Source organism: Sphaerochaeta sp. S2, from assembly GCF_016406725.1.
Lineage (GTDB): Bacteria > Spirochaetota > Spirochaetia > Sphaerochaetales > Sphaerochaetaceae > Sphaerochaeta.
Map to the genome: position 1 here is coordinate 1 of NZ_JAEKNT010000479.1, position 5,746 is coordinate 5,746.

The 5,746-nt window shown below is 40.9% G+C and carries 4 protein-coding genes; all 4 read left to right on the forward strand.

Features of this window, described 5'->3' with window-relative positions:
• On the forward strand, positions 1–1,777 hold a 1,777-nt coding region (locus JF818_RS13910), incomplete at its 5' end, for a type I restriction-modification enzyme R subunit C-terminal domain-containing protein (protein WP_304945017.1).
• A gap of 1 nt (position 1,778) precedes the next feature.
• Positions 1,779–2,903, forward strand: a complete 1,125-nt coding sequence (locus tag JF818_RS13915; RefSeq protein WP_198892580.1) for a hypothetical protein — start codon at positions 1,779–1,781, stop codon at positions 2,901–2,903.
• A complete protein-coding gene (locus JF818_RS13920; RefSeq protein ID WP_198892581.1) occupies positions 2,900–4,387 on the forward strand; it encodes a class I SAM-dependent DNA methyltransferase in 1,488 nt (495 codons plus the stop codon). Before JF818_RS13915 ends, JF818_RS13920 begins: the two co-directional genes overlap by 4 nt.
• 435 nt (positions 4,388–4,822) lie before the next feature.
• A complete protein-coding gene (locus JF818_RS13925) occupies positions 4,823–5,524 on the forward strand; it encodes a hypothetical protein (protein WP_198892582.1) in 702 nt (233 codons plus the stop codon).
• The last annotated feature ends 222 nt before the right edge of the window (positions 5,525–5,746 follow it).

Below are 5,746 nucleotides of genomic sequence, written 5' to 3' on the forward strand. Positions count from 1 at the left end.
CCACCGGTCCATATACAATGTATGGAGTCAAGTACTCACATATTTTGATGCCTTTATTGTTGGTCTGACTGCTACTCCTGACAACCGTACATTTGCATTTTTCCATGAGAACATCGTCAGCGAATATTCCCGTGAGCAAGCTATCATTGATGGAGTCAACGTAGGCGAGGACATTTTTCTCATTGAGACGCAGATTGGAAAGAATGGGGCACATCTGAGCATGGAACAGGTGGTTGAATACCGAGATCGTCTCTCCAGGGAGAAGCGTTGGAAGCAGCTTGATGAAGATGTTGATTATCAACCGTCACAACTTGATATGGATATCGTCAACCCAAGTCAGATCAGGACAGTCATTCGCGCTTTCCGTGAGAATATCTTCACTACGCTATTTCCCAGAAGAAAGGAAGTACCCAAGACTCTCATATTTGCGAAGAGGGACAGTCATGCAGATGATATCGTACAGATTGTCCGAGAGGAATTTGGAGAGGGAAATAATTTCTGCCGTAAAATTACCTATTCAGTTGAGAACCCTGAATCGGTGCTCAGGTCCTTCCGTAACGACTATAATCCACGTATTGCAGTCACTGTCGACATGATTGCTACAGGAACGGATGTCAAGCCGATCGAGTGCCTTCTATTCATGCGGGATGTACGAAGCAAGAATTATTTCGAGCAGATGAAGGGGCGTGGTACTCGTGTTCTCGACAAGGATGATCTCCAGAAAGTAACACCTTCCGCCACCGAGAACAAGGACCATTTCGTCATCGTGGACGCCGTTGGTGTGACGAAGTCAACAAAATCTGATACCAGACCGTTGGAGAGCAAACCTTCAGTCAGTATGAAAGATTTGATAATGAGTGTGGCCCTTGGCGCGCATGATGAAAAATCACTCACATCCTTGGCAAATCGTATAATCCGGCTTAACAGCAAATTGGACCCTGCTGAAAGAAAACAATTTGCTAAGAAAGTTGGAATGACTGCTGGAATGCTGGCCGAGAGCCTGCTAAATGCCTTTGATGAGGATGTCCTCTGTGAAACTGAACCGAGATACGGAGAACATGAAAAGAGAGAACAGATACAAAATATCTTAATCGAGGAAGCGGTAGCGCCTTTCAATTTTCCCGAGGTACGTGAGTACATAGATACCCTTCGAAAGCGCCATGAACAAATTATCGACAATGAGAATCTTGATAAAGTCACCTTTGCTGGATTTGATGCCCAGAATGAAGAGGATGCCAATCGCATTATTTCCACCTTCCATGACTTCATCGAGGAGAACAGGGATGAGATTTTAACATTACGCATCATCTACAGCGAGGAATATAAGGATCGGCCAATGGTCATTGAGCAGTTGAAGGCTTTATATGAGAAATTGAAAACAAATGGCGTTACGGTTGACCGATTATGGGATTGCTACTCGATCAAGAAGCTTGATAGAGTGAAGCGCGGTGCGATGGCGAAATTGACGGACCTCATCTCACTCATCCGGTTTGAGATGGGTTATTCGGAAAACCTCACCCCGTTCGCAGATAAGGTCAACTACAACTTTATGCAGTGGACGCTTCGTAAAAATGCTGGATCAGTACATTTCACGGAGAAGCAGATGGAATGGCTGAGATTGATCAAGGACCATATAGCAACGTCTCTGAGTATTCTACCTGATGATTTGGACTTGACTCCATTTGATCGTAATGGTGGATTGTTGAGTTTCTATGATGCGTTTGGGGACAGTTATAAGGAAGTGCTACAAGAAATGAATCAAAAAATGGTTGTCTAATATGATATATTATAAAAATATAGTAAATAAAATCTCTATTCCTAATACGAAGAAAACAAAGCAAAAAGAGTACTTAGAAACCGGCAATCTACCGATTATTGATCAAGGCAAAGTTTTAGTCGGGGGGTACTCTAATGACGTTTCTAATATGCTTGACTGTAAACTCCCTGTAATTATATTCGGCGACCATACTAAATGCGTTAAGCTTATTAATTTCCCATTTGGAGCAGGGGCTGATGGAATCAAGGTATTACAGCCAAAAGAAGGTCTTTCAGCGAGCTTTCTTTACTATGCAACTTATTACTTAACTTTTCTGATCGAGGATAAAGGCTATGCGCGACATTACCAACAAATAGAAAAATGTAAAGTTTCGATTCCATTGCCAAGTGAACAAATAAGTTTAGTTAATCGTATTGAAGAGCTTTTCTCAGAGCTAGATAAGGGTGTAGAAACCCTAATGACCATTAAGAAGCAGTTGGAAGTCTATCGGCAGGCGGTGCTGAAAGAGGCATTTTCCCAAATTGAAAATAAAAAGAAGATTCGTGAAATGTCGTGTTTCGTGACAAGTGGATCCAGGGGTTGGGCGAAATATTACTCTGATCAAGGCTCTTTGTTCATTCGCATCGGCAATCTCACACACACAACAATAGATATTATTTTGGATGAAACTCAATATGTTAAGTTACCTGAAAAAGCGGAAGGAATACGTTCAAGACTACAGCCAAACGATATTCTTGTTTCGATTACCGCCGATTTAGGTAGTATTGGTTTAGTTCCAGAAAATATTGAAGAAGCCTATATAAATCAACATATCGCAATGATAAGGTTAAAGAACCCAAGTCAAGGGAAGTTAGTGGCGTGGTACTTACGAAGCGAATATGGTCAAAAGGATCTATTAAAAAACAAACGTGGTGCAGGTAAATTTGGTCTAGGCTTGGATGATATACGTAATTCTGAAGTTCCAAATATTTCGGAACACGAAGCAGTCTTAATTGTAAAGAAAATTGAAATGCAATTGTCAGTTTGTGATCGTATCTCACATACCATCAATACTGCATTTGGCCAGGCTGATGCAATGAGAAAGAGCATATTGAAACATACCTTTGAAGGAACGTTAAGTTTATGAGTGACTATTCAACAGCTATAGTGTCAAAAGTTTGGGGGATGTGTAGCCCTCTCCGTGATGATGGGGTTTCATATGGTGACTATCTTGAACAGCTTACATATCTGATTTTCTTGAAGATGTCGGATGAGTATTCCAAGCCTCCGTATAAAAGAGAAACTGGAATTCCTTCAGGTTGTACCTGGGCAGACATGAATACACTCAAGGGAGCAGAATTAGAAAATCAATACAAATCCACCTTGGAAAAATTGGGTGAACAAGGAGGTATCCTTGGAAAGATTTTCATGGGTGCAACGAACAAGATCAGCAATGCTGCCATCCTGTATCGCATCGTCCAGATGATTGACTCTGAACGGTGGGTTGCGCTTTCTTCCGACGTCAAGGGTGAAATTTATGAAGGTTTGCTTCAGAAAAATGCCGAGGACGTGAAAAGTGGAGCGGGACAGTATTTCACTCCTCGTCCTCTTATACGGGCTATGGTCCGATGCATCCGACCTGAACCCATGAGAACCATAGCAGACCCCTGCTGTGGTTCGGGAGGCTTTTTCCTTGCTGCTCAATCCTTCCTCGCAGACCCTGAGAATTATTCTCTTGATCGTGAACAGAAAGAGTTCCTCAAGAATGACACATTTTGGGGAAATGAGTTAGTGCCTTCTACTTTCAAGTTGTGTCTGATGAACTTGTATCTACATAACATAGGTGATATCTATGGTAACCTTCCTGTCACTCTTGGTGATGCATTGCTCACTGATCCAGGGAAACGTGTGGACTATGTACTGACAAATCCTCCATTCGGGAAAAAGTCTTCCATCACTTTTACTAATGAGGAGGGTGAACAGGAAGATGAAGACTTGGTATACAACCGTCAGGACTTCTGGACTACCAGCTCCAATAAACAGCTGAATTTTGTACAGCACATCAATACGATTCTGAAAGCTACGGGAAAAGCTGCAGTAGTGGTCCCTGATAATGTTCTGTTTGAAGGTGGTGCAGGAGAGATTGTACGAAAGAAATTACTTGAAATCACAGACCTCCATACCATTCTGCGCTTGCCCACAGGGATTTTCTATAAACCAGGTGTCAAGGCGAATGTTATATTTTTTGACAAATGTCCTGCGAGTGCGGAGAAGCAAACTAAGGAAGTATGGGTGTACGATTTCCGGACAAACGTCCATTTTACACTCAAACAACATCCATTGGCCGATGAAGATTTGAATGATTTTGTGAAATGTTATAATCCTTCTAATCGGTATGACCGAAAGGAAACATGGTCAGAAGATAATCCTGATGGACGTTTCCGAAGGTTTGACGTTAAGCAAATTCTTGAGCGTGATAAAACGAGTATGGATATTTTTTGGATTAAGGATAAATCCCTTGCCGATTTGGACAGCCTTCCTGATCCTGCCGTCTTGGCTTCAGAGATAATTGACAATCTCCAGAGTGCGCTTGATAGTTTTAAAGAGCTGGTTGATCAATTGAAAGGATGAGTCTTAATGATGATTCAATGTGGTTTCCGATTCTATCCTAGGAATGGTATTTGTATTATTTATAACAAAAAAGGAGAAGCAAAATGAGTCAAATGATTAAAAGAGGAAACGAGCTCATCAGGATTTGCCCAAGCAACAAACAGAAAATAGAATATTCAACGAGTGATGGAAGGTCTTGGAGTACAAGGTATTCAAGCAGTACTTGTGGTGATTTTTCTGATCTCACCGATAACGGCAGAGAGATTTTAGCGATGACATCGAAAGGATTGTACTATTCAACAAGTGATGGCCGTTCTTGGTCAAAACGAAGTTAGACAGAAAGCATTGATCAGTAAGTCCTTAGTATTTGAATCTCTCGTTTTCCACGCTTAGTGATAGCCCCTTAATTTCAATTTTGGAAAGGCTTTTATCTATAGCCTAATAAAGGTTGTTTATATGAATATAAAAGAGAAAATCTCGATCGAGTATCAACGCATAGAAAGCATAGTCACAGAAGAAAACCCGCTTATAGAAGGGGCGATAAAAGATGGAGTTCTGAACGAGAATGTATACAGGCATTCTAAACATAAATGCTGTTTCATCCTGAAAGAACCGTTTGACGATTTTGACGACGAAGCAGAGTATGGAGGAGGCTGGGATTTCTCAGCAATTCTCTCTTACTGGGAACCAGATAAGGGAAGGCGAGACTCTACCTTAGCTCGCTGTTCAGCTATAGCCTATGCAATCAATCATGATTTTTGTGATACAAATTTCCTGACATCAGAACAGTTAAAAGAGGGGCTGAGTATGTGTTATTGGATAAATCTCAATAAAGCTCCTTCTAGAAGCACAACATTGCAAAATGCTTCGTTCAAGAGGAAGGCTGAGCTGTGGAGTCCCGTTGTCCATCTACAACTGCTGGACGCAAGTCCAGATATCATAATTTTTGGAAATACTTGGGATATGCCATTTCATGAGTATCCATTCACTGACGTTGACAACACCAAGAAAAAATATACAGATGAATCAGGAAAGTGGTGGGCAGAGATTACTAAAACGACAGATGGGAGAGTTCACGTGAATACATATCATCCTGGCCGAAAAGGGATCGAATATGAATCCATGGTGGTTGATGGGATTAAGGATTTTTTAGGTTGAGAGATTCACAATAGTGCTCCTTGGAAAAATTGTGAAGCTTGATGTAGTGTCTTTTATTGTTAACTATCGTTTAGTAATTTTAAACCAATGTTCACAACTTAAGAAAACCTGAGGTTTGAGCAACCCCTCAAGTCATATTTAATTGTATTATTTGCAATAAATTAAGACTCTTTTTGCCAAATGTTATATAATAACAATATCATAATTGTATAACTGAGGGCA

What these genes read in the sequence shown, in the direction of transcription:
- JF818_RS13925 (WP_198892582.1), top strand. Translation starts at nt 4,823, where the DNA reads ATGAATATAAAAGAGAAAATCTCGATCGAGTATCAACGCATAGAAAGC.
- JF818_RS13915 (WP_198892580.1), top strand. Translation starts at nt 1,779, where the DNA reads ATGATATATTATAAAAATATAGTAAATAAAATCTCTATTCCTAATACG.
- JF818_RS13920 (WP_198892581.1), top strand. Translation starts at nt 2,900, where the DNA reads ATGAGTGACTATTCAACAGCTATAGTGTCAAAAGTTTGGGGGATGTGT.